The 20,060-nt window shown below is 60.8% G+C and carries 21 protein-coding genes and 2 pseudogenes; 14 read left to right on the top strand and 9 right to left on the bottom strand.

Translation table 11 applies throughout. The features are described from left to right. Positions 1-2: 2 nt before the first annotated feature. Together AB3G88_RS23625 and AB3G88_RS23620 are read left to right on the top strand one after the other, a co-directional pair. The gene (locus tag AB3G88_RS23625; protein ID WP_480451897.1) at positions 3-899 is read left to right on the top strand and encodes a LysR substrate-binding domain-containing protein; all 897 of its coding nucleotides are present in this window, start codon (positions 3-5) and stop codon (positions 897-899) included. A 223-nt stretch (positions 900-1,122) separates the two neighbouring features. Next, positions 1,123-2,568 (top strand): SulP family inorganic anion transporter, encoded by a 1,446-nt coding sequence (locus AB3G88_RS23620; RefSeq protein WP_112196729.1) that lies wholly within the window; start codon positions 1,123-1,125, stop codon positions 2,566-2,568. Between the two features lie 21 nt (positions 2,569-2,589). Here the strand turns inward: AB3G88_RS23620 and AB3G88_RS23615 are convergent, their stop codons facing one another. Further along, positions 2,590-2,970 carry a lysozyme inhibitor LprI family protein gene (locus AB3G88_RS23615; RefSeq protein ID WP_099587246.1) on the bottom strand — a complete coding sequence of 127 codons (381 nt, stop codon included), beginning with the start codon at positions 2,968-2,970 and terminating at the stop codon, positions 2,590-2,592. Between the two features lie 245 nt (positions 2,971-3,215). Here AB3G88_RS23615 and AB3G88_RS23610 point away from each other — a divergent pair, with 245 nt between their 5' ends. Genes AB3G88_RS23610 through AB3G88_RS23595 form a run of 4 tightly spaced genes read left to right on the top strand, consistent with a single transcriptional unit; the run spans position 3,216 to position 7,302 of the window. Further along, positions 3,216-4,565 carry a GntT/GntP/DsdX family permease gene (locus tag AB3G88_RS23610; RefSeq protein WP_244653895.1) on the top strand — a complete coding sequence of 450 codons (1,350 nt, stop codon included), beginning with the start codon at positions 3,216-3,218 and terminating at the stop codon, positions 4,563-4,565. 13 nt (positions 4,566-4,578) lie between these two features. Beyond that, positions 4,579-5,439: a MurR/RpiR family transcriptional regulator gene (locus AB3G88_RS23605; protein WP_099587248.1), complete on the top strand. Its 861-nt coding sequence runs from the start codon at positions 4,579-4,581 to the stop codon at positions 5,437-5,439. 1 nt (position 5,440) lies between these two features. Further along, the gene (locus AB3G88_RS23600; RefSeq protein WP_480451894.1) at positions 5,441-6,904 is read left to right on the top strand and encodes an N-acyl-D-amino-acid deacylase family protein; all 1,464 of its coding nucleotides are present in this window, start codon (positions 5,441-5,443) and stop codon (positions 6,902-6,904) included. A gap of 29 nt (positions 6,905-6,933) precedes the next feature. Next, complete coding sequence (locus AB3G88_RS23595) at positions 6,934-7,302, top strand: glyoxalase superfamily protein (RefSeq protein ID WP_158878359.1); 369 nt, start codon at positions 6,934-6,936, stop codon at positions 7,300-7,302. Between the two features lie 30 nt (positions 7,303-7,332). On the opposite strand, the gene AB3G88_RS23590 is transcribed toward AB3G88_RS23595, so the two are convergent. The 3 genes and pseudogenes from AB3G88_RS23590 to AB3G88_RS23580 form a co-directional block, all read right to left on the bottom strand. Then, positions 7,333-7,533, bottom strand: a complete 201-nt coding sequence (locus tag AB3G88_RS23590; protein ID WP_480451892.1) for a hypothetical protein — start codon at positions 7,531-7,533, stop codon at positions 7,333-7,335. A gap of 395 nt (positions 7,534-7,928) precedes the next feature. After that, entirely contained in the window at positions 7,929-8,792 is an 864-nt protein-coding gene (locus AB3G88_RS23585) for a methyl-accepting chemotaxis protein (RefSeq protein WP_371260691.1), read from the bottom strand. Beyond that, a pseudogene (locus AB3G88_RS23580) lies at positions 8,784-9,713 on the bottom strand (methyl-accepting chemotaxis protein); the annotation flags it as partial. The pseudogene AB3G88_RS23580 and the gene AB3G88_RS23585, both read right to left, overlap by 9 nt. A gap of 384 nt (positions 9,714-10,097) precedes the next feature. On the opposite strand from AB3G88_RS23580, the gene bamJ reads away from it, so the two are divergent. Continuing rightward, positions 10,098-10,715: a BamJ family beta-barrel-assembly machinery protein gene (bamJ, locus tag AB3G88_RS23575; protein WP_099587252.1), complete on the top strand. Its 618-nt coding sequence runs from the start codon at positions 10,098-10,100 to the stop codon at positions 10,713-10,715. Positions 10,716-10,775: 60 nt separating this feature from the next. On the opposite strand, the gene AB3G88_RS23570 is transcribed toward bamJ, so the two are convergent. The 3 genes from AB3G88_RS23570 to AB3G88_RS23560 form a co-directional block, all read right to left on the bottom strand. Next, positions 10,776-11,033: a PA4570 family protein gene (locus AB3G88_RS23570; RefSeq protein ID WP_003194088.1), complete on the bottom strand. Its 258-nt coding sequence runs from the start codon at positions 11,031-11,033 to the stop codon at positions 10,776-10,778. Positions 11,034-11,192: 159 nt separating this feature from the next. After that, positions 11,193-11,534 carry a zinc ribbon domain-containing protein YjdM gene (locus AB3G88_RS23565; protein WP_003230858.1) on the bottom strand — a complete coding sequence of 114 codons (342 nt, stop codon included), beginning with the start codon at positions 11,532-11,534 and terminating at the stop codon, positions 11,193-11,195. A gap of 182 nt (positions 11,535-11,716) precedes the next feature. Next, positions 11,717-12,685: a polyprenyl synthetase family protein gene (locus AB3G88_RS23560; RefSeq protein WP_112196723.1), complete on the bottom strand. Its 969-nt coding sequence runs from the start codon at positions 12,683-12,685 to the stop codon at positions 11,717-11,719. Between the two features lie 239 nt (positions 12,686-12,924). Here AB3G88_RS23560 and rplU point away from each other — a divergent pair, with 239 nt between their 5' ends. The 7 genes from rplU (at position 12,925) to AB3G88_RS23525 (ending at position 18,534) form a co-directional block, all read left to right on the top strand. Continuing rightward, a complete protein-coding gene (gene rplU, locus AB3G88_RS23555) occupies positions 12,925-13,239 on the top strand; it encodes a 50S ribosomal protein L21 (protein ID WP_026014348.1) in 315 nt (104 codons plus the stop codon). Positions 13,240-13,273: 34 nt separating this feature from the next. Continuing rightward, positions 13,274-13,531 carry a 50S ribosomal protein L27 gene (gene rpmA, locus AB3G88_RS23550; RefSeq protein WP_003176049.1) on the top strand — a complete coding sequence of 86 codons (258 nt, stop codon included), beginning with the start codon at positions 13,274-13,276 and terminating at the stop codon, positions 13,529-13,531. A gap of 193 nt (positions 13,532-13,724) precedes the next feature. Next, entirely contained in the window at positions 13,725-14,948 is a 1,224-nt protein-coding gene (gene cgtA / locus AB3G88_RS23545; RefSeq protein WP_015885843.1) for an Obg family GTPase CgtA, read from the top strand. Positions 14,949-15,059: 111 nt separating this feature from the next. Continuing rightward, positions 15,060-16,178 carry a glutamate 5-kinase gene (proB, locus tag AB3G88_RS23540; protein ID WP_026013771.1) on the top strand — a complete coding sequence of 373 codons (1,119 nt, stop codon included), beginning with the start codon at positions 15,060-15,062 and terminating at the stop codon, positions 16,176-16,178. A gap of 15 nt (positions 16,179-16,193) precedes the next feature. Continuing rightward, a complete protein-coding gene (locus AB3G88_RS23535) occupies positions 16,194-16,658 on the top strand; it encodes a CreA family protein (RefSeq protein ID WP_099587254.1) in 465 nt (154 codons plus the stop codon). A gap of 101 nt (positions 16,659-16,759) precedes the next feature. Next, a complete protein-coding gene (locus tag AB3G88_RS23530; protein WP_480451889.1) occupies positions 16,760-17,242 on the top strand; it encodes a glutathione peroxidase in 483 nt (160 codons plus the stop codon). Positions 17,243-17,430: 188 nt separating this feature from the next. Beyond that, complete coding sequence (locus AB3G88_RS23525; protein ID WP_480451887.1) at positions 17,431-18,534, top strand: NADH:flavin oxidoreductase; 1,104 nt, start codon at positions 17,431-17,433, stop codon at positions 18,532-18,534. Here the strand turns inward: AB3G88_RS23525 and AB3G88_RS23520 are convergent. Beyond that, positions 18,503-19,705 carry a glycosyltransferase family 4 protein gene (locus tag AB3G88_RS23520; protein ID WP_099587300.1) on the bottom strand — a complete coding sequence of 401 codons (1,203 nt, stop codon included), beginning with the start codon at positions 19,703-19,705 and terminating at the stop codon, positions 18,503-18,505. The two genes, AB3G88_RS23525 and AB3G88_RS23520, sit on opposite strands and share 32 nt — an antisense overlap. Positions 19,706-19,759: 54 nt before the next feature. After that, positions 19,760-19,999, bottom strand: a pseudogene (locus AB3G88_RS23515) (EI24 domain-containing protein); the annotation flags it as partial. Between the last annotated feature and the right edge of the window lie 61 nt (positions 20,000-20,060).

The raw sequence follows: 20,060 nt of genomic DNA, 5'->3' as shown, positions 1-20,060 counted from the left end.
CCGTGAAAGCCCGATCCGATGAGCTACAGATCTTCGTCAGCGTGATCGAGTGCGGCTCGATTTCCGCTGCGGCGGAGCAGGTCGGGCAGACGCCGTCGGCGGTCAGTCGTACCTTGTCGCGCCTGGAAGCCAAACTCGACACCACGCTGATCAACCGCACCACGCGGCGCATGGACCTGACCGAAGAGGGCAAGTACTTCTTCGAACAGGCCAAGCTGATCCTGGCGCACATGGATGAGCTGGAAGAGCGCTTGTCGTCACGCCAGAAAAAACCGGCCGGCCGGCTGCGTATCAACGCCGCGGTGCCGTTCATGCTGCATGGGATCGTGCCGTACATCGCCGAGTTTCGCAGCCTGTACCCGGAGATCCAGCTGGAGTTGAACAGCGATGACCTGATCATCGACCTGTTGGAACAGAGCACCGACATTGCCATCCGCATCGGCGCTCTGGCCGACTCGACCCTGTATGCGCGCGCCCTCGGGTGTACACCGCTGCACATCCTCGCCAGCCCTGACTACCTCAAGCAGTACGGCGCGCCGCAGACCGTCGCCGAGTTGGCCGACCACACGTTGCTCGGCTTCACCCAGACCGAAACCCTCAACCACTGGCCGCTGCGCCATGTGGAAGGCGACCGCTGGCTGATCCAGCCGAGCATCGCCGCGTCCAGCGGCGAAACCTTGCGCCAGCTGGCGTTGGAAGGGCAGGGCATTTGTTGCCTGTCGAACTTCATGACCAGCGCCGACATCGACGCCGGGCGGCTGGTGCCAGTGCTGGAGGCGTTCAACAGCGGTTATCGCCAGCCGATCCACGCGGTGTTCTACCGTAACTCGCAACTGGCGTTGCGTATTCAGTGCTTCCTGGACTTTATCCAGGCCAAGCTGGCGCGGTATGCGTGCTGAGACGCGCACGTCGGTCGTTGAGTGGATTTGCAGCGAGAGGGTGTGAGGTTCGCTTGAGACCGAGTCGCTGCAATCGGGGGCAAGCCCCCTCCCACATTGGAATGCGGTCAAGTGTGGGAGGGGGCTTGCTCCCGATGGCGGCGACTCGCTCTTCCAGACTAGCCCCGAGTTGATCAATTCCGTACCATCCCTTGCCTTATCCCCCGCAATTCCCTGGTACCTCATGAACCTCACCCGTCTGCGCGCCGATGCCCTGGCCGGCCTCACCACGTCTTTCGCGCTGCTGCCCGAATGCATCGCCTTTGCCCTGGTGGCTCATCTCAACCCGCTGATGGGCCTGTACGGCGCGTTTATCATCTGCACCCTGACGGCCTTGTTTGGCGGCCGGCCCGGTATGGTTTCCGGTGCGGCGGGCTCGATGGCGGTGGTGATCGTGGCGTTGGTGGTGCAGCACGGCGTGGAGTATCTGCTGGCGACGGTGCTGCTGGGCGGGTTGATCATGGTCGCCTTCGGCCTGCTGCGCCTGGGCAAGCTGGTGCGCATGGTGCCGCATTCGGTGATGCTCGGCTTCGTCAACGGCCTGGCGATTATCATCGCGCTGGCGCAGTTGGAGCATTTCAAGAGCGGTGAAGCCTGGCTCAGCGGCACGCCGTTGTATGTGATGACCGCGTTGGTGGCGGCGACCATGGCCATCGTCTACCTGCTGCCACGCCTGACCCGCGCCGTGCCGCCGGCGTTGGTGGCGATCCTCGGCGTGGGCCTGACGGTGTACCTGCTTGGCCTGCCGACCCGTACCCTCGGTGACATGGCCCACATCGCCGGCGGCCTGCCGACCTTTGCATTGCCGCAGATCCCCTGGACCCTGGAAACCCTCGGCATCATCGCGCCCTATGCGTTCCTGATGGCCATGGTCGGCCTGCTGGAAACCCTGCTGACCCTGAACCTGACCGACGAAATCACTGAAACCCGCGGCTACCCAGACCGCGAAAGCGTGGCATTGGGCGCGGCGAATATGGTCTCGGGCCTGTTCGGCGGCATGGGCGGTTGCGCGATGATCGGGCAAACCGTGATCAACCTCAGCTCCGGCGGGCGCGGGCGCTTTTCCGGGGTGTTTGCCGGGGTGATGATCCTGCTGTTCATTCTGTTTCTGTCACCGCTGATCGAGCGGATCCCGCTGGCGGCGCTGGTGGGGGTGATGTTCGTGGTGTCCCAGCAGACCTTTGCCTGGGCGTCGCTGCGGGTGATCAACAAGGTGCCGCTCAATGATGTGCTGGTGATTATCGCGGTGACGGTGATTACCGTGTTTACCGACCTGGCGACCGCCGTGCTGTGCGGTATCGTGATCGCCGCGCTCAACTTCGCCTGGCAACAGGCCCGCGAGTTGTATGCCGATGAGCACCAGGAAGCTGACGGCAGCAAGCTCTATCGCCTGCACGGCACCTTGTTCTTCGCCTCGACTACGCCGTTTTTGAATCAGTTCGACCCGGCCAATGACCCGGAGCAGGTGACGCTGGATTGCCGTCACCTGAGTTTTGTCGACTATTCAGCGATTGCCGCGCTGATGACCCTGCGCGAGCGCTACACCAAGGCCGGCAAGCATCTGCGGGTGCTGCATTTGTCGGAGCGCTGCAAGAAGTTGCTCAAGCGGGCGCGGGTGCATCACGACTGATGGAGCATCTGTGGCGGGGGATCACGGCCCGACCAGGTCTTCCAGTTCCTGGGCGCGCGCCTGGGTCATGTCCAGCACACAGCCGGTGCCATTGACCTGATCGATGGTGCCGCCGGTGGCTGAGCCGATAAACCCGCAGTTGGCATCGCGGTACTTTATCCACAGGCGCTGCACGTCTTGCAGTTGCTGCTTGCGGGCACCTTCCTGGGCGGCGAGGGCGATCTTGTAGGCTTTGTTCAGGCGCGTGTCCTGCACCTTGGCTTGCTTGGCGTTGCAAGTAACCATGTCGGCGGTGGTGTTGGCGCCGTCCATGCATTTTTTCAGCGCTGGGTTGTCGGCGGCTGTGGCCGCGCCGCAGACGGCGAGAAGCAGGGCGCCGGCGGCGAGAGACGTGCGAATCATGGGCGATGTTCCTGGCAACAGTGGATGTGCAGTCTATGACTCAACCGGCTGGGTTGAGTTTCCGGTTCTCTGATCTTCATGTAAGAACAACCTCTGAATTTTCATACGCAGGTGTCGGGCATATCCCAACGCGACAGCGCTTGTCTGTGGGCGAAATTTACTTTCATAAAATTTGAAAACACCCCTCGGTAATGATTTATGAGTTTCACAACCAAATCGACGTGACCCTTTCCGAGGAGTACCGCATGGCCGCATCACCGGGCTTCGGGCTGTTGGCATACGCTGCCATCGCCATCATTGCTTTGATCGTGCTGATTGCACGTTACCGACTCAACCCGTTTATCGTCATCACCCTGGTGTCCATTGGCCTGGCGCTGATGGCCGGGATGCCGGCGGACACGATCATGGGCTCGTATGAGGCGGGTGTCGGCAAGACCCTGGGGCATATCGCGCTCGTGGTGGCGCTGGGCACCATGCTCGGCAAGATGATGGCCGAGTCCGGCGGCGCCGAGCAGGTGGCGCGCACCTTGATCAACCGTTTTGGCGAGCGCAATGCCCATTGGGCGATGGTGTGCATTGCCTTCCTGGTGGGGCTGCCGCTGTTTTTCGAGGTGGGTTTTGTATTGCTGGTGCCCATCGCCTTTACCGTGGCGCGACGGGTCGGCGTGTCGATTTTGATGGTCGGCCTGCCGATGGTCGCCGGCCTGTCGGTGGTGCACGCGCTGGTGCCGCCGCACCCGGCGGCGATGATGGCGGTGCTGGCGTATAACGCGTCGGTGGGGCAGACCGTGCTGTATGCGATTCTGATCGGTATCCCCACGGCGATCATTGCCGGCCCCCTTTACGCCAAGTTCATCGTGCCGCACATCCACCTGCCGGCGGAAAACCCGCTGGAGCGCCAGTTTATCGAGCGTGAACCGCGCACCCGTTTGCCGAGTTTCGCGCTGACCATGGGCACCATCCTGTTGCCGGTGGTACTGATGATGATTGGCGGTTGGGCCAATGTAATCTCCACGCCGGGGACCGGCTTCAACCAATTCCTGCTGTTTATCGGCAACTCGGTCATCGCCTTGCTGGTGGCGACCCTGGTGAGTTTCTGGACGTTGGGATTGGCCCAGGGCTTCAACCGCGAATCGATCCTCAGGTTCACCAACGAATGCCTCGCGCCGACCGCCAGCATCACCTTGCTGGTGGGCGCGGGCGGCGGGTTGAATCGCATCCTGGTGGACGCCGGTGTGACCAACGAAATTCTTGGCCTGGCCCATGCGTTTCACCTGTCACCACTGGTAATGGGCTGGTTGTTCGCAGCGTTGATGCGCGTTGCGACCGGGTCGGCCACGGTGGCGATGACCACCGCGTCCGGCGTGGTCGCACCCGTCGCCCTGGGCTTGGGTTATCCACACCCTGAATTACTGGTGCTGGCCACCGGTGCGGGTTCGGTGATTTTTTCCCACGTGAATGACGGCGGCTTCTGGCTGATCAAGGAATACTTCAATATGACGGTGATCCAGACCTTCAAGACCTGGACCGTGCTGGAGACATTGATTTCGGTGGTCGCCTTCGGTCTTACGTACGGTCTGTCTTGCATCCTCTGACCCTGGAGCCCCCATGGACATCCTCTACCAGATCCGCGCCCGCCAGGCTTCTTTCAGCGCCGGCGAAGGACGTATCGCCAAGCTGATGCTCGATGACGTCGGTTTTGCGGCGTCGGCCAGCCTGGAGGAGTTGTCCCAACGGGCTGAGGTCAGTACGGCAACGTTGTCGCGATTTGCCCGCAGCGTCGGTTGCCGCGACCTACGCGATTTACGCCTGCAACTGGCCCAGGCCAGTGGCGTCGGCAGTCGTTTCCTGGACCCGGCGGGGTTGCCCGAACAGTCGGCGTTTCATCGGCAGATTCTGGGGGACATCGAGGCAACGTTGCGACAGCACTTATCGGGGTTCGACCAGGCCAGTTTCGCCGATGCGGTCAGCCTGCTGAGCAAGGCGCGGATGATCCATGCGTTCGGCATGGGCGGCCCGTCAAGCCTGTGCAGCGACGAGTTACAAGTGCGCCTGGTTCGCCTGGGCTACCCGATTGCCGCTTGCCACGATCCGGTGATGATGCGCGTCACGGCTGCGACGCTGGGCCCGGAACATGCGCTGATCGTCTGCTCGTTGACCGGCCTGACGCCGGAACTGCTGGACGTGGTGGCGCTGGCGCGCAACTACGACGCACGCATCATCGCCATCACTTTGGCCGATTCCCCTCTGGCGCGTTTGGCGGACGTGGTATTGCCCCTGCAACCGGCCGAAACCAGTTTTATCTACAAACCCACCGCAGCGCGCTATGGCCTGCTGTTGGCCATCGACCTGCTCGCTACCGAGCTGGCGCTGGCCCTGCCGGACGCTAACCAGGAACGCCTGCGCCGGATCAAACTGGCCCTGGACGATTATCGCGGCGGCCCCGGTAGCCTGCCGCTTGGAGACTGATATGAAGTACGACACGCTGATTCGCCACGCGCTGATCATCGATGGCAGCAACACACCGGGTTACGTGGCGGATGTGGGGGTGCGCGAGGGGCGTATCGAGACAATCGGTGATCTGTCTGCTGCGACGGCCGAGCATCAAATCGACGCCACCGGCCGCGTATTGGCGCCAGGCTTTATCGATGTGCACACCCACGACGACACCGTGGTGATACGCCACCCGCAGATGCTGCCCAAGCTCAGTCAGGGCGTGACCACAGTGATTGTCGGCAACTGCGGCATCAGCGCCTCGCCGGTCAGTTTGCGCAGCGATCCGCCGGACCCGATGAACCTGCTGGGTGGCGCTGCGGCGTTTGTGTATCCGCGTTTCAGCGACTATCGCCGCGCCGTGGAAAGCGCTCATCCAGCCGTCAACGTCGCGGCGCTGATCGGCCACACAGCGCTGCGCAGTAACCACATGGACGACCTGCATCGCACTGCGACACCGTATGAAATTGCCGCCATGCGGGTGCAACTGCACGAGAGTCTGGAAGCCGGCGCCCTCGGTTTATCCACAGGCCTGGCCTACGCCAGCGCGTTCAATGCCGAGACCGATGAAGTGCTGCAACTCAGTGAAGAACTGACGGCCTACGGTGCGGTGTACGCCACTCACTTGCGCAGCGAATTCGAGCCGGTGCTGGAGGCGATGGGCGAGGCGTTTCAGATTGGCCGACATGCCAAGGCACCGGTGATTATTTCCCACCTCAAGTGTGCAGGGGCGGGGAACTGGGGGCGCAGTCCGCAGCTGTTGGCCGCACTGGAACTGGCGGCGAAAACCCATCCGGTGGGGTGTGATTGCTATCCCTATGCGGCCAGTTCTTCGACCCTGGATTTGAAGCAGGTGACCGACGCGTTTCGCATCACCATTACGTGGTCCACGCCCCATCCGGACATGGGCGGGCGAGATCTACAGGCTATCGCCGACGAGTGGAATGTTTCATTAATGGACGCCGCCCGCCGCCTGCAGCCGGCGGGCGCCGTGTATTACGGGATGGACGAGGCGGATGTGCGGCGAATCCTGGCGCATCCGTTGTCGATGGTAGGCTCGGACGGGTTGCCTGAAGACCCCTTTCCCCATCCGCGTTTGTGGGGGGCGTTTCCACGGGTGCTGGGGCATTTCAGCCGTGACGTGGGGTTGTTTCCACTGCATACGGCGGTGCACAAGATGACCGGCTTGTCGGCAGCGCGCTTTGGCTTGTCGGATCGCGGAGCCATTCGTGAAGGGCATTGGGCCGACCTGGTGTTGTTTGATCCGTTGCGGGTGCGGGATATGGCGGACTTTAAAATGCCGGAACGGGCGGCAGAAGGCATTGACGGGGTGTGGGTCAATGGCGTGCTGAGCTACAGCGACGGGCAGGCGAACGGTCAGCGCCCTGGGCGATTCCTTGCGCGCAGCGGGGATTTGCGTCGCGGTTTTTCGTCTTTATAGTGGGCGATCTTTTACACGGAGCGGTTGCCATGCACTTAGGAAAAGTCACCCCCATCCTGCGGATTTTCGACGAGACAAAGGCGTTGGAATTCTATGTGGAATTCCTCGGGTTCAAGGTCGATTGGCAGCATCGTTTCGAAGCGAATTACCCGCTGTACCTGCAAGTGTCGTTGGGTGAGTGCGTGCTGCATTTGTCCGAGCACCATGGCGATGCCTCGCCGGGGGCTGCGGTGCGGATCCAGGCGCAGGGAGTGGATGCCTACCAGCAGCAATTGCAGGCGAAGGACTACCGTTATGCCAAGCCCGGTGTTGAAGAAACGCCGTGGGGCTCGCGGGAGATGAGCATCAAGGACCCGTTTGGGAATCGGGTGGTGTTTGTCGAGGAAGGTGAGGGCTGAAGGGCAAATCGCAGGCAATAAAAAACCGCCTTAGTAGGGCGGTTTTTTATTGCAATCCCAGTTTTCGGCTGGGGTTGCGGTCTCACAGGAAGCGCTGACCAACAGGCGGATACTACCGCCGCTCATATCATCTCGCAAGGCCAGAGGATTATCGTTTTGATGATTTCTCTTGCCTTTTTGCACCGTAAAAATTTGCAATGAATCTATCGAGCAATACTGGTGTTTGAGCATCGTTGGTCACACCTTCGACTGGGATTTTGGTTAGGCTCCTCCCCGTTCTAAGTTCGTCGATGTGAGGTGATCCGGGCGTGCACGCGAATTCTGGACCAACCGCCACGGGCTAGTAATCCGTGCCGGATTAATGCGGGAGGCCCATTAGCCCGGCCGCCTCACAGGAAGCGCTGACCCGCGTCCGAAGGCTCGCGTGTTCCGGTAAGTGCGCTGGAGGTAAGGCCCAACTCACGGAGGGCCGAGTATGTCTAAATTTGCACGACGTACCTGGAACCTCGTAGTGAACTGCCTGCGTGCTTACCACGTATGGAAGTTCCTGCGGGACAGCTTTGATGACCTGTAAGGTCTGAGAAGTGGAGCCGCCTCGGTTAATCCCGAGACGGCTTTTTGGTTTGTTAAACCCGGAAATGACTGACCATCTGCTGCAACTGGCTGCCCAGACGAGCCAGTTCCACACTTGATTTCGCCGTCTCGTCACTCGCGGTGGCGGTCTGTTCCGACACGTCGCGCACATTGACGATGCTGCGGCTGATCTCTTCGGCCACGGCGCTTTGTTGCTCGGCGGCGGCGGCGATCTGCTGGTTCATCGACTGGATGTTCGACACTGTCCGGGTGATGTTCTCCAGGGATACACCGGCCTTGCGCGTCAGCTCCACGCTGCTGTCGGTGAGGCTGCGGCTGTTGTTCATCACGTTGGCCACTTGCTGGGTGCCGTTCTGCAAACCGGCGACCAGGCCTTCGATCTCTTCGGTGGATTTTTGCGTGCGCTGGGCCAGGCCGCGCACTTCGTCGGCGACCACGGCAAACCCGCGACCGGCTTCACCGGCGCGTGCCGCCTCGATCGCGGCGTTGAGGGCTAGCAGGTTGGTCTGTTCGGCGACGGCCTTGATCACGTCCATCACGCTGCCGATCTTGTTGCTCTCTTGTTGCAGGTGGCTCATGGCGTCGGTGGAACGTGCCACTTCAGCGGCCAGGCGTTCGATCTGGGCGATGGCTTCGGCCACCACTTTGTCGCCTGCGCGCGCTTGGCCGTCGGCATCGGCAGCGGCCAGGGAAGCCTGTTCGGCGTTACGTGCGACTTCCTGCACGGTGGCGGTCATTTCATGCATCGCGGTGGCCACTTGATCGGTCTCGATCTTCTGGCTGTTCACGCCGGCGCTGGTCTGCTCGGTCACGGCCGACAGTTCCTCGGCGGCGCTGGCGATCTGGGTCACGCCGTCACGAATACCGCTGATCAACTCACGCAGGGTGGTGCCCATGCGCTGGATGCCTTGTTGCAGCACGCCGAGTTCATCGCGGCGGGTCACCTGGATGTTGTGGCTCAGGTCGCCGGAGGCAATGCGTTCCACCACGGCCAGGGTTTCCTGGATCGGGCGGGTGATCTGACGGGTGATGACCAGTGCGGCAATGATGCCAACCAGCAGGGCCAGCAGGGTGCTGATCAGTTGCAGGCTGCGGGCCTGGGCGCTTTCGGCATCGCGGCGGTTGAGTTGGATATCGTAGAGCTTGTCGCTGATGGTGACGATATCAGCGCCTTGGGTGGTCATTTCAGCACGGGCAGCAACGATGTTGGCGTTGGCCGCCTTGTAGTTCTGCACCGCCGTGCGATACGCGCCAAGAGCGGTTTCCAGCGCGGTCAGCGCGCTTTGCTGGCTGGCGCCAACGGCGGCGCCGAGGTCTTTCAAGCCGGCAATGGCTTTGTCGATCTGTGCGGCAGCGCGGGCTTCGGTGTCTGGGCTGACGTTGCCGGTGTAGCCGCGCACTTCGTAGCGGGCCAGTTGGAATTGCATCTTGGCTTCGGCCACGGCCTGGAACTGGGCCAGATGCTCCGAGCTGTCGGGCATCTGCTTGACGCTGGCTTCCAGCGCGTCGATCTGGGCGTTGGCGCTGTCGGCCTTGTCGCCCATCACCTGGCGAGAGGCATTGCCGTTACGGTAAGCCTCGCGCATTTTGTTCAGGGATTGCTGGTAGGCGGTGATGACTGCTTTCTGCTCGTTGAGCAGCTTGAGGTTTTCCGGGCTCTTGAAACTGTCGAGCAGTTTCTGCTGCTGGGCGGCGAAGGCATCGAGGCTGGTCTGCACGTTTTGCGCCACGGCTTCGTCACCGTTGGCCAGCATGTATTGAAGGCGCACGATGCGCAGTTTGGTCAGCGAGGCGTTGAGCTGGGTGATGTCGCTCATCCAGTTGCTGCGGTCGATCAGGCCGCCAAGGCTGGTCCAGCCAGTCAGTGCCAGGATCGAGGTGAGGACAAGCACCAGGCCGAAGCCCAGGCCCAGTTTGAGGTTGACGCTTATGTTACCGAACCAGCTATTCATCGAATGCTCCGCAAGAGTGATGTCTGTTTGCTGGACGGTGTTGTTATTTGAGCCAGCCAAGGTGTAGCGCTGTATCGGCGGCGGGTCTTGATTCTGAAGGGTGTTTTATTCCATGTGGCGACGAAGGGTCGCCAGCGGTGTGCAGCACGACTGAGGGCTCATCAAGGGGCGGTCTTGTGTGCTAGTCTGCGGGCCCTTTTAGTTTCGGGCAGCGCGGGAAATCGCGTTGTCCTACAGCGGAGCCTCTTCATGTCCGAAGTTAATCTGTCCACCGACGAAACCCGCGTCAGCTACGGTATCGGCCGTCAGTTGGGCGACCAACTGCGCGACAACCCGCCACCGGGCGTAAACCTTGACGCAATCCTGGCTGGCCTGACCGACGCATTCGCTGGCAAGCCAAGCCGCGTTGACCAAGAGCAAATGGCTGCCAGCTTCAAGGTGATCCGCGAAGTCATGCAAGCCGAAGCAGCCGCCAAGGCTGAAGCCGCTGCTGGCGCTGGCCTGGCCTTCCTGGCTGAAAACGCCAAGCGCGATGGCATCACCACCCTGGCTTCCGGCCTGCAATTTGAAGTGCTGACGGCCGGCGAAGGCGCCAAGCCGACTCGTGAAGATCAAGTCCGTACCCACTATCACGGCACCCTGATCGACGGCACTGTGTTCGACAGCTCGTACGAGCGGGGCCAGCCAGCAGAATTCCCGGTTGGCGGCGTGATTGCCGGTTGGACCGAAGCCCTGCAACTGATGAATGCCGGCAGCAAATGGCGTCTGTACGTGCCGAGCGAACTGGCTTACGGCGCTCAAGGCGTTGGCAGCATTCCGCCGCACAGCGTGCTGGTGTTCGACGTCGAACTGCTCGACGTTCTGTAAGACCTGCTGATTACCTGTTGGGGCGAACCTGTTCGCCCCAACAGTGTTTTGCGCGTTTGCTCATGGATGAAACTTGCCATTGAGCTCCGTCGCCGGGCGCAACGCCCGGGCATAACAGAACAGAAACAAATTACGCACCACCTCCTTCAGCACACCGGGTTCGCTTGAGCTCAGGCCGTTGACGTCCAGGTCACCCTGGTCCTGCAATTCATTCAGCGCTTCTTCTTCCAGCACTGCACAGACTTCACCGGTTTCCCGATGCAGGATCCGCAGGTAAGGGTGTGGGCGGTCCAGCCAGGCATCTATCAAATAAGTCATGGTGCATCTCCTTGATGGGTTTCAATGAGAATAATTCTTATTCGTAGAATAGCAAGCGTCTATTGGCAGTTTGTTGGTTTTTCTGTGTGGATATTGAGGTGGGTCAGGAAGGAGGGCAAAACGCCATCCCGCGGCGGGCGCGGGATGGATGCAGCGGATTCAGACTTTGCGCACGAACTCGGACTTGAGCTTCATCGGGCCGATACCGTCGATCTTGCAGTCGATATCGTGGTCGCCGTCGCACAAACGGATGTTCTTGACCTTGGTGCCCACCTTGACCACCAGGGACGTGCCCTTGACCTTGAGGTCCTTGATTACGGTGATGGTGTCGCCGTCCTGCAGGACGTTGCCCACAGAGTCTTTCTTCACGGTTTCATCGCCGGCCACTTCGGCCTCGCCATTGGCGGACCATTCATGGGCGCATTCCGGGCAGATCAGCTGGGCGCCGTCTTCGTAGGTGTATTCGGAATTGCATTTCGGGCAGGGTGGCAACGTGCTCACTAAAGCTCCTTAAAGGTCAGGACGGCTAAAAGTCGCACATTATATAGGGTTTTGTAGTCTTGCAGGTTGTATGAAATCTAAATGTGGGAGGGGGCTTGCCCCCGATGACGGTGTGCCAGTCTATACAGAGGCTGGCTGATCTACCGCTATCGGGGGCAACCCCCCTCCCACATTGGTCTGCCTTAGTGAGTACGCGCGACCGCAAACTCACTCAGTTCAACCAGGGCGTCCCGGTATTCACTGGCAGGCAGGGCTTCCAGGCACTGGATCGCACGGGCCACGTAATCACGCGCCAGCTGTGCGGTGTACTCCAGGGAGCCCGAAGCTTCTACGGCCTCACGGATGCTTTCCAGGTCTTCGATCCCGCCTTTCTGGATCGCTTTGCGTACCAGGGCGGCCTGTTCCGGCGTACCTTCGCGCATGGTGTAGATCAGCGGCAAGGTCGGCTTGCCCTCGGCCAGGTCGTCACCGACGTTCTTGCCCAGGGTTTCGGCGTCGCCTTTGTAGTCGAGCAGGTCATCCACCAGTTGGAAGGCCACGCCCAGGTGATCACCAAAGGTACGCAGGGCTTCGGCCTGTTCGGCGGTCGCACCGCACAGGGCCGCAGCACTGTGGGTCGAGGCTTCGAAGAGCATCGCGGTTTTGCCGCGAATCACTTCCATGTAGGTTTCTTCGGTGGTGCTGGCGTCGCGGACCTTCGACAGCTGCAACACTTCGCCTTCAGCGATGATGCGCGTGGCCTGGGACAGGATCTTCATCACCGGCATCGAGCCCAGTTCGACCATCATCTCGAACGAGCGCGAATACAGGAAATCGCCCACCAGCACGCTCGGGGCGTTGCCCCACATGGCATTGGCGGTCTCGCGACCACGGCGCATGCCGGACATGTCGACCACGTCGTCATGCAGCAGGGTGGCGGTGTGCAGGAATTCGATGGTGGCCGCCAGCAGGCGCAGGTCATCGCCTTCGCGGCCCAGGGCCTTGCCACACAGCAACACTAATAAAGGACGCAGGCGCTTACCGCCCGCCGACGTAATGTAGTCGCCAATTTTGGAGACCAGCGGCACTTTAGACGTCAGCTGCTGCTTGATGATGCCGTCGACGGCGCTAAAATCGTCCGCGACCGCGCGGTAGAAAGCTTGGGGTTGCATCAGCGACAGTCGCTCCAGAAGGGTTGCGCGGCATGCTAGGACCCTGACCCCGCAGTGTCAAGGCGCGATAGACGGCCCCTTGCAAGGCCTCGTTGCCTTGCGTACAATCGCGCACCCTGAACTTCCTGGGCAGCACCTGCCTTACGCAATTGCATTCGGGACGTCCATCCCATGCAGCCATGCCAGCCAATACCTCTTCTTATAAAGAGCTGGGTGAGCAGGATTATCGGAGAAATACCATGTCGTACGCAGTAATTGTTACTGGTGGCAAGCAATACAAGGTCGCCCCAGGTGAATACCTGAAGATCGAAAAACTGGAAGTCGCTACTGGCGAATCCGTTACTTTTGATCGCGTTCTGTTGGTCGCCAATGGCGATGACGTGAACATCGGCGCTCCAGTTGTTGCTGGCGCTACCGTTGTGGCTGAAGTGATTTCCCAAGGGCGTCACGATAAAATCCGCATCATCAAGTTCCGTCGTCGTAAGCACCACATGAAGCGTATGGGCCACCGCCAGTGGTACACCGAGATCAAAATCACCGGTATTCAGGCTTAATTTCAGCCTAATTCCTCACTAGGAGAATTGACTCATGGCACACAAAAAAGCTGGTGGTAGTACCCGTAACGGTCGCGACTCAGAAGCCAAACGCCTTGGCGTTAAGATGTATGGCGGCCAGAAAATCATTCCGGGCAACATCATCGTGCGTCAGCGCGGCACCCAATTCCACGCCGGTTACGGTGTAGGCATGGGTAAAGATCACACCCTCTTCGCGAAAATCGAAGGCGTGATCAAGTTTGAAGTAAAAGGCGCGTTCAACCGCCGTTACGTGAGCGTTGTCGCAGCTTAATTGCGAGATCGCTGGAAAAGCCCTGTCTTGCGACGGGGCTTTTTCGTTTGTGGGGTGAGTCTCTTGCAAAGCTGTTTGTGATGGGCTCCGGCGCTGGATTTGCGGTCGCTGATTGAGGTCGCTGCGCTCATTTTTGCAAGAGTCTTATGTCTTGGTTTTTTAAGCTCGTCCGTGCGGCGAGAGGCGTTTTGTTATGAAGTTCGTTGATGAAGTTTCCATCCGAGTAAAAGCAGGCGACGGCGGTAACGGCTGCATGAGTTTCCGTCGCGAAAAGTTCATCGAAAACGGTGGCCCCAACGGCGGTGACGGCGGTGACGGCGGTTCCATCTACATGATGGCCGACGAGAACCTCAACACCCTGGTCGACTACCGTTACACCCGGCACTTCGATGCCGAGCGTGGCTCCAACGGCGGCAGCACCGACTGCACCGGTAAGAAAGGTGAAGACCTGGTACTGCGCGTACCGGTCGGCACCACGATCATCGACTCCGCGACTCAGGAAGTGATTGGCGACCTGACCAAGGCCGGCCAGAAGCTGATGGTTGTGCAGGGCGGCTGGCACGGTCTGGGTAACACCCGATTCAAGTCCAGTACCAACCGTGCACCGCGCCAGACCACGCCGGGCAAGCCTGGCGAGCAGCGTGACCTCAAGCTGGAAATGAAAGTACTGGCAGACGTAGGCCTGCTGGGCCTGCCGAACGCGGGTAAAAGTACCTTCATCCGCTCGGTCTCGGCCGCCAAGCCGAAAGTCGCCGACTACCCGTTCACCACCCTGGTGCCAAACCTGGGCGTGGTCAGCGTCGACCGCTGGAAAAGCTTCGTGATCGCCGACATTCCCGGCCTGATCGAAGGGGCTTCCGATGGCGCAGGCCTGGGGATTCGCTTCCTCAAGCACTTGTCCCGTACCCGTTTGCTGCTGCACCTCGTCGACATGGCGCCGCTGGATGACACCAGCGCACCAGACGCCGCCGAAGTGATCGTCAGCGAGCTGACCAAGTTCAGCCCGGCCCTGGCTGAGCGTGATCGCTGGTTGGTGCTGAACAAGTGCGACCAGATCCTCGAAGAAGAGCACGAGGAGCGCGTCAAGGAAATCGTTGACCGCCTGGAATGGACCGGTCCGGTCTACGTGATCTCGGCCATCGCCAAAGAAGGCACCGAGCGCCTGACCCGCGACATCATGCGCTACCTCGAAGACCGCGCCGACCGCCTGGCCGCCGACCCGGTATTCAAGGCAGAACTGGCCGAACTCGACCAGCAGATCGAAGACGAAGCCCGCGCCCAGCTGCAAGCCCTGGACGACCAGCGTGCCCTGCGCCGCAGCGGCGTGAAGTCGGTCCATGACATCGGCGACGACGATTGGGACGAAGAAGACGTGGATGATGAAGACGGTCCGGAAATCATTTACGTGCGTGACTGATCCGTTGCAGTAAACTTGAACGCCGCTCTCTATAGAGCGGCGTTTTAGTATCCGGGTTTAACGTTATGGGCCGCGCTGGGTCGCGCAGCCCTCAATCTAAGGTTGAAGATGATGCGGAGCAAAGTGACAGGTGCGCAGCGCTGGGTCGTAAAGATCGGAAGTGCGCTGCTGACAGCGGATGGCAAAGGCCTGGATCGCGCAGCAATGAGCGTTTGGGTCGAGCAGATGGTGGCCCTGCATGAAGCGGGCGTCGAGTTGGTGCTGGTGTCGTCCGGGGCGGTAGCCGCCGGGATGAGCCGCCTCGGCTGGACCGCGCGACCCAGCGCGATGCACGAACTGCAAGCCGCTGCCGCCATCGGCCAGATGGGCCTGGTGCAAGCATGGGAGTCCAGCTTTGCCGAGCATGGCCGCCACACGGCGCAGATCCTGCTGACCCACGATGACCTGTCCGACCGCAAGCGCTACCTCAACGCCCGCAGCACGTTGCGCGCACTGGTGGAGCTCAAGGTCATCCCGGTGATCAACGAGAACGACACCGTGGTCACCGACGAAATCCGTTTCGGCGACAACGACACCCTGGCCGCCCTGGTGGCCAACCTGGTGGAAGCCGACCTGTTGGTGATCCTCACCGACCGCGACGGCATGTTCGACGCCGACCCGCGCAACAACCCTGATGCCCAGCTTATTTATGAAGCGCGTGCCGATGACCCGGCGCTTGACGCCGTGGCCGGCAGTGTCGGCGGTGCCCTGGGCCGTGGCGGCATGCAGACCAAGCTGCGAGCTGCACGCTTGGCTGCACGGTCCGGGGCACACACCATCATCGTCGGTGGGCGCCTGGAGCGCGTGCTGGATCGCCTAAAGGCTGGGGAGCGCATCGGCACGCTGCTGTCGCCGGAACGCGGCATGTTGGCGGCACGCAAGCAGTGGCTGGCCGGTCACCTGCAAACCCGTGGCACCCTGGTACTGGACGATGGCGCGGTGTCGGCGCTGTCCCAAGGCAACAAGAGCTTGCTGCCGGTGGGCGTCAAACTGGTACAAGGCAGTTTCCGCCGTGGCGAAATGGTGGTGTGCGTGGCCCCCGACGGTCGTGAGATCGCCCGCGGCCTGGCTAATTACAGCGCCCTGGAAGCTCAGAAAATTATTGGACAATCGTCGGATGCGATTGTCGGACTATTGGGTTACATGGCCGAACCGGAACTGGTTCACCGCGACAACCTGATCCTGGTTTAACCAAAGGAATATACGATGCGTTTAGTGAAGTTCGCGCTGGGCCTGCTGTTGCTGACGCCGCTGCTGGCTTCGGCCGAAGAAATTGGCCAGGTGTCGACGGTGTTCAAGTTTGTCGGCCCCAATGACCGGATTGTCGTGGAAGCGTTTGACGACCCCAAGGTCGACGGCGTGACCTGCTATTTGTCCCGTGCCAAGACGGGCGGCGTCAAGGGCGGCCTGGGCCTGGCCGAAGACCGTGCCGAAGCATCGATTGCCTGCCGCCAGGTCGGCCCGATCCGTTTCAAGGGTGAGCTCAAGGACGGCGACGAAGTGTTCAAGGAGCGCACCTCACTGGTGTTCAAGACCATGCAGGTGGTGCGTTTCCTCGACAAGAAGCGCAACACCCTGGTGTATCTGGTCTACAGCGACCGCCTGATCGAAGGCAGCCCACAGAACGCCGTGACCGCGATTCCGATTTTGCCGTGGCCGACCGCTCAGTAATCCGCAGGCGGGTTTTGTAATCGGCGTCTATGATTGCAGGCTTGCGAGTTGTAATCTCGATGAGCCGCAACGTAAAGAATATGGGATATCTGGAGTTCGTCATGAGTGCTTTCCACGACCTGAAACTCAAAGCTTTGGACGGACAAGAGCTGCCACTGGCGCCCTTCAAGGGGCAGGTCGTGCTGGTGGTCAATGTGGCCTCCAAATGCGGCCTGACCCCGCAATATGCGGCGTTGGAAAACCTCTATCAGCAGTACAAGAACAAGGGATTTACCGTGCTGGGCCTGCCGTGCAACCAGTTTGCCGGCCAGGAGCCGGGTACCGAAGAGGAAATCCGCAAGTTCTGCGACCTGAACTACGGTGTCACTTTTCCCTTGGGCAGCAAGCTCGATGTAAACGGCCCGGAGCGTCACCAACTCTACCGTTTGCTGGCAGGTGAGGGCGCCGAATTTCCTGGGGATATCACCTGGAACTTCGAAAAATTCCTGCTCGGTAAAGATGGTCGCGTGCTCGCGCGCTTCTCACCGCGCACAGCGCCGGATGATCCAGCAGTCGTCCAGGCCATCGAAAAAGCCCTGAGCTGAACCTTTGGCCGGCGGGCTTGTGTGGTGAGCGAGTTTGTCGAATCGTCGCATCACCCGCGCTGGGCTGGGTAGCAGCCCAATACCTCACTGCTTTTACCCCTTAATCACCCCAATCAATAGTGCTACCCAGCGCTGTGCACTCTCCATATTATCTGCATCATAAACCCCGTCTCCCGTGGAGTGCCCCCATGCCCGTCCAAGCCTTGTTCAAACCTTTCCAGCTCGGCGCATTGCAACTGTCGACCCGCGTGGTCATGGCGCCGATGACCCGCTCGTTTTCTCCAGGTGGCGTACCCAATTCCAAAGTGATCGAATACTACCGTCGCCGCGCTGCCGCTGGCGTGGGCCTGATCATCACCGAAGGCACTGTGGTCGGTCACCAAGCCTCCAACGGCTACCCGAATGTCCCGCATTTCTATGGTGAAGCGGCCTTGGCCGGCTGGAAGAAAGTGGTCGATGCGGTACACGCCGAAGGCGGCAAGATAGTCCCGCAACTGTGGCATGTAGGCAGCGTGCGCCGTATCGGCACCGAGCCTGACGCCAGCGTTCCCGCCTACGGTCCGATGGAAAAACTCAAGGACGGCAACGTGGTCGTCCACGGCATGACCGCCCAGGACATCAAGGACGTGATCAACGCCTTCGCCCAAGCCGCCAAAGACGCCCAAAGCATCGGCATGGACGGTGTGGAAATCCACGGCGCCCACGGCTACCTGGTCGATCAGTTCTTCTGGGAAGGCAGCAACCAGCGTACCGACGAATACGGCGGCAGCCTCGCCAACCGCTCGCGGTTTGCCATCGAACTGATCGAGGCCACCCGCGCCGCCGTTGGCCCGGATTTCCCGATCATCTTCCGTTTCTCCCAGTGGAAGCAGCAGGACTACAGCGCGCGTCTGGTGCAAACCCCTGAGGCATTGGGTGAATTCCTCAAGCCTTTGTCCGACGCCGGCGTGGATATTTTCCACTGTTCCACCCGCCGTTTCTGGGAGCCGGAATTCGAAGGTTCCGACCTCAACCTGGCCGGCTGGGCCCGCCAGCTCACCGGCAAACCGACCATCACCGTCGGCAGCGTCGGGCTGGACGGAGAGTTCCTGCAGTTCATGGTCAACACCGACAAGGTCGCGCAGCCGGCCAGCCTGGAAAAACTGCTGGAGCGTCTGAATAACGACGAGTTTGATCTGGTTGCCGTAGGTCGTGCGCTGTTGGTTGACCCGGATTGGGCCGTGAAGGTGCGTGAAGGTCGCGAGGGCGACATTCTGCCGTTCAGTCGTGAGGCGTTGACGACTCTGGTCTGAGTGGCGTCAGGGCGGGCACTGGGTGGCCGTCCTTGCACACGCCGCGCAACTGGCGTTCAAACTGTTCGATAATCGCCGGCCAGCCCTGGCGACTGGCATGTTGGCGCGCGTTCAGGCGCGCCCTGCGCAACGTTTCGCGCTCTTCCAGTAGCCAGATGGCCGCATCGCAAAACGCATCTTCATCCCCCGGCATCGCCAGTGCGCCGCTATAGCCGTGTCGCAGGTGCTGGCTTGCGGCCGCTTGATCGTAGGCCACCACACCAAGACCTGAAGCCATGGCTTCCAGCACGACGTTGCCGAAGGTTTCGGTCAGGCTGGGAAACAGAAACAGGTCACCGCAGGCGTAATGCCGTGCCAGCTCTTCGCCGCGTTGAGTTCCGCAGAACACCGCGTCGGGCAGATCGCGCTCAAGCAGTGCGCGTTGCGGGCCGTCGCCGACGATGATCAGCTTCATGCGGCGCGATGGATACGTAGCTTGAAGCGCATCGACGCAGCGCTTGAGCAGCCCGAGGTTTTTCTCCTGGGCCAGGCGGCCAACGTGCAGCACAGCAATATCGTCGTTCTCCAGACCCCAGCTTTCACGCAGTGCATTGTCACGCTTGGCCGGGTGGAACAACTGGCTGTCGACACCGCGCGACAACATGCCAAGGCGCTCGAAATGCCGGCGCTCCAACTCCAGGCGTTGGCTGGCGCTGGGCACCAGGGTCAGGGTCGAACGGTTGTGAAACCAGCGCAGGTAATGCGTGACCACACGGCTCAGCAGGCTCAAGCCGTACTGGTTCGAATACTGCTGGAAGTTGGTGTGAAAGCCACTGACCACACTGATTCCCAGGCGGCGTGCTGCACGCAGTGCGGACAATCCCAGCGGGCCTTCGGTGGCGATGTAGAGCACGTCCGGGCGTTGGCGTGTCCACCGTCGCAGTAACTTGTGCATCGACGACTGGCCCCATTGCAGGCCTGGATAACCCGGCAGCGGCCAGCCGCGGCACAGCAAGAGTTCGTCGTCGCTGAGCCGGCTCTGATCAGCGCCCTGGCGTGGGCGCACGAGCTCGACTTGATGGCCGCGCGCACGCAAACCGTCGCACAGGCGACCAAGGGTATTGGCCACCCCGTTGATCTCTGGCGGGAAGGTTTCGGTGATCAGGGTGATATGGAGCGAAGCTGTCGTCATGACCCACAGTGTCCCGGTGGGCCATGTCGCCATTGTGTCATCCAGATGATGGATTTATGACCTGGGCACCTTAGGCGTGGCCATCGCCTCGGCGCCTTGCTCGCGCACCCAGAACAGCGTCGCCCCGGCCACCGCCGCCGGCATCATCAGCAGGTTGACCACCGGCACCAGCAGCACCAGATAAACGATCCCGCCGAAGCTCATGCTCTGCCAGCGCTTCTCGCGCAGCCACGCGAGCATCTCGTTCCAGCCCAGCTTGTGGTTGTCGGCCGGGTAGTCGATGTATTGGAAAGTGGGCATACATCGTCCGAAAGCCACGTCGTTCACAGCCCTTTCCCAAGGAAGTGAATAGGAA

This window comes from Pseudomonas arvensis, from assembly GCF_056688935.1.
This window is presented reverse-complemented; position numbering and strand designations above follow the sequence as displayed.

Bases quoted from the DNA above. Each gene is read 5' to 3' on its own strand.
- AB3G88_RS23610 (WP_244653895.1), top strand. From the start codon at position 3,216: ATGGCCGCATCACCGGGCTTCGGGCTGTTGGCATACGCTGCCATCGCC.
- AB3G88_RS23605 (WP_099587248.1), top strand. From the start codon at position 4,579: ATGGACATCCTCTACCAGATCCGCGCCCGCCAGGCTTCTTTCAGCGCC.
- AB3G88_RS23570 (WP_003194088.1), bottom strand. From the start codon at position 11,033: ATGACTTATTTGATAGATGCCTGGCTGGACCGCCCACACCCTTACCTG.
- AB3G88_RS23615 (WP_099587246.1), bottom strand. From the start codon at position 2,970: ATGATTCGCACGTCTCTCGCCGCCGGCGCCCTGCTTCTCGCCGTCTGC.
- AB3G88_RS23525 (WP_480451887.1), top strand. From the start codon at position 17,431: ATGCCCGTCCAAGCCTTGTTCAAACCTTTCCAGCTCGGCGCATTGCAA.
- AB3G88_RS23535 (WP_099587254.1), top strand. From the start codon at position 16,194: ATGCGTTTAGTGAAGTTCGCGCTGGGCCTGCTGTTGCTGACGCCGCTG.
- AB3G88_RS23595 (WP_158878359.1), top strand. From the start codon at position 6,934: ATGCACTTAGGAAAAGTCACCCCCATCCTGCGGATTTTCGACGAGACA.
- AB3G88_RS23530 (WP_480451889.1), top strand. From the start codon at position 16,760: ATGAGTGCTTTCCACGACCTGAAACTCAAAGCTTTGGACGGACAAGAG.
- cgtA (WP_015885843.1), top strand. From the start codon at position 13,725: ATGAAGTTCGTTGATGAAGTTTCCATCCGAGTAAAAGCAGGCGACGGC.
- AB3G88_RS23600 (WP_480451894.1), top strand. From the start codon at position 5,441: ATGAAGTACGACACGCTGATTCGCCACGCGCTGATCATCGATGGCAGC.
- AB3G88_RS23585 (WP_371260691.1), bottom strand. From the start codon at position 8,792: ATGGGCACCACCCTGCGTGAGTTGATCAGCGGTATTCGTGACGGCGTG.
- rpmA (WP_003176049.1), top strand. From the start codon at position 13,274: ATGGCACACAAAAAAGCTGGTGGTAGTACCCGTAACGGTCGCGACTCA.
- AB3G88_RS23520 (WP_099587300.1), bottom strand. From the start codon at position 19,705: ATGACGACAGCTTCGCTCCATATCACCCTGATCACCGAAACCTTCCCG.
- AB3G88_RS23620 (WP_112196729.1), top strand. From the start codon at position 1,123: ATGAACCTCACCCGTCTGCGCGCCGATGCCCTGGCCGGCCTCACCACG.
- proB (WP_026013771.1), top strand. From the start codon at position 15,060: ATGCGGAGCAAAGTGACAGGTGCGCAGCGCTGGGTCGTAAAGATCGGA.
- rplU (WP_026014348.1), top strand. From the start codon at position 12,925: ATGTCGTACGCAGTAATTGTTACTGGTGGCAAGCAATACAAGGTCGCC.
- AB3G88_RS23560 (WP_112196723.1), bottom strand. From the start codon at position 12,685: ATGCAACCCCAAGCTTTCTACCGCGCGGTCGCGGACGATTTTAGCGCC.
- bamJ (WP_099587252.1), top strand. From the start codon at position 10,098: ATGTCCGAAGTTAATCTGTCCACCGACGAAACCCGCGTCAGCTACGGT.
- AB3G88_RS23590 (WP_480451892.1), bottom strand. From the start codon at position 7,533: ATGCTCAAACACCAGTATTGCTCGATAGATTCATTGCAAATTTTTACG.